The organism is Thermogutta sp. (genome assembly GCF_014359955.1).
GTDB lineage: Bacteria > Planctomycetota > Planctomycetia > Pirellulales > Thermoguttaceae > Thermogutta.
Window position 1 is genome coordinate 1 of the sequence record NZ_JACIYL010000827.1, and the last position, 1,881, is coordinate 1,881.

Here is a 1,881-nt window from a genome sequence, read left to right on the forward strand (position 1 = left end):
ATCGCTATTCCCCTTTTCCTGTTCATGATGGCTTTGATGATCAATTTTGGGACGGTCGCGGCATGGCGGGTTCGGTCGCTGGCCGTGGCGCGGCATGCGGTATGGGCGAGCCGTCATCCGCGGAATCTCGCACTGGCGCCGCGGCCTGAGTACTGGCCGACAAACGCCGGTCTGGGAAGTGGAGGGGACGCCGACGCTCCCGTGCTGGATGATCCGCGCATCAATCTGCCGGTGGCGCGAGGTCCGAGATTGGGGAGTTTCGTGGTCAATCCCCTGCTCCTGGATCCGACACGGGGATTTCGTCGGGGATCTTCCGATTTGTCGCGGGATTTTCCCTTGCTTCCCACGCTCGGGCCGTACGAACTTCGGTCCAGGGCTCCGTTGCTGGACAATTGCTGGCAGTACCATCAGATGTCGCTTCCCCAGCACTGGCATGACCACTGGGCCCATCGCGTGACGGCCCTCTACCAGTTGCCCACGGCGGGGGGAAATTATCTGGCGATGTACGTCCAGGCGGCCCTGGCGATTCTCAGCATGCCGGAACGTCCTGCCCTGTTGATTCTTGATCGCGATCCCGAATTTCCCGCTTATGCCCAGAGATTTGGCTGGCGCGGAGGCGGCTCACCCGACTTCCATCCGCGCGTGGGTTCGTTTTGCACGACCGATCTTGATGTGGCCCACGACGAGGTGGAAAAACTATTGGACCGTATCGGAGGAGTTCGCCCTCAGCAGGGACCACCGCGTGTCAACCATGTGCCTTCTCTGGCCGAGCGGATGGCCACCGCGTACATCAACCTTTACCAGAGTGTCATTCAGGAATTGAACAACCAGCTCAACGCTGTTCCCCCGCCTCCCCCGGGTCAGATTGCGGCCATCCAGGCGGAAATTGCCCAGTTGCAGCAATGGGTGAACACACTTGATACCTTTCGTCAGAGTTTGCAAAATCATGGCCGCCGATGATCCTCAAACGGGAAATCCTGCCCCTGAAACGACTGCCGGTCGGGATGCCGGGCACGGGGAGCGCATGCAAACGTCGTTCGGCGGAGGACCGTCGAAGTCGCGTCGGATCAAGACGTTCGGCGAGCTGGCGCGACAGATGACCGATTGGACTTCCCGGCTTCTGGTGACTTTTCTGATCCTGGCTGCCGGGTTGAGTTTCGGCCTGCAAGTCATGCAGTGGTGGAGGGAATCGCCAGCCCCGGCGACTTCCTCGATAAGCGGTGACCTTGCGATAACGCCGGGGCAAACGTCGGCGGGACGGGACGGGGACAGCATCCGGGTCAGCACGGAGCAGGGTCATCTGAACGTCATCACCATCTCGGGCAGCCAGGCGGAAGCCTGCCGAAAAGCAGAAGAAGTGTGTGTGGCTGTATCGGAAACGCTGGCCCTACCCCAGACACCGCCGAGTCCAGAGGAACAGCGCCTGTTGGAACGGCTCGCCACAGCAGCCCCGGTACGGTCGTTGCCCGACGGCACGCGGGTTTTCCGTTACCCGGGCGATTTTCTTATGTGGGCGATTGTAAAACCAGGCACTTCGTCGAAGCCGAAGCCGGTGGAGAATCAAGTGGACGCACGGCGTGGGGCGGACAAAGGTGATTCTTCGGGAAGTCACTCCGATCCGCACGGTGCGAAGGGGCCTTCCTGCGTGACAGAGCGGGTGATTGGATGGGCGGTGCCGCCGAGCGGCGTCCTTCCTGCTTCGACCAGTAATAAATGGCCGCCGTCTCGTTAACATCGGCGAGCGGATCGAGGACAAGTTGGGAATCGCGGAATCGCTCAGCGGCAGCGACCATCCCGATGGTGGAATCTCCCGGGGAACTCGTGTAAACGGGCACACCGCACCGGTAGGCCGCCGCCAGCACAGACACGTGGGGAAGCCCC

General features: G+C 61.5%; 2 protein-coding genes and 1 pseudogene. 2 read left to right on the plus strand and 1 reads right to left on the minus strand.

Annotation, left to right across the window (positions count from 1 at the left end):
- Window positions 1-960: hypothetical protein (locus H5U08_RS17345; protein ID WP_297035978.1), on the plus strand; the 960-nt coding region annotated here is incomplete at its 5' end.
- A complete protein-coding gene (locus tag H5U08_RS17350) occupies window positions 947-1,732 on the plus strand; it encodes a hypothetical protein (protein ID WP_297035981.1) in 786 nt (261 codons plus the stop codon). The genes H5U08_RS17345 and H5U08_RS17350, both read left to right, overlap by 14 nt.
- Before the next feature lie 16 nt (window positions 1,733-1,748).
- Here the strand turns inward: H5U08_RS17350 and H5U08_RS19950 are convergent.
- Window positions 1,749-1,868 (minus strand): annotated as a pseudogene (locus tag H5U08_RS19950) (hypothetical protein); the annotation flags it as partial.
- Window positions 1,869-1,881 lie beyond the last annotated feature (13 nt).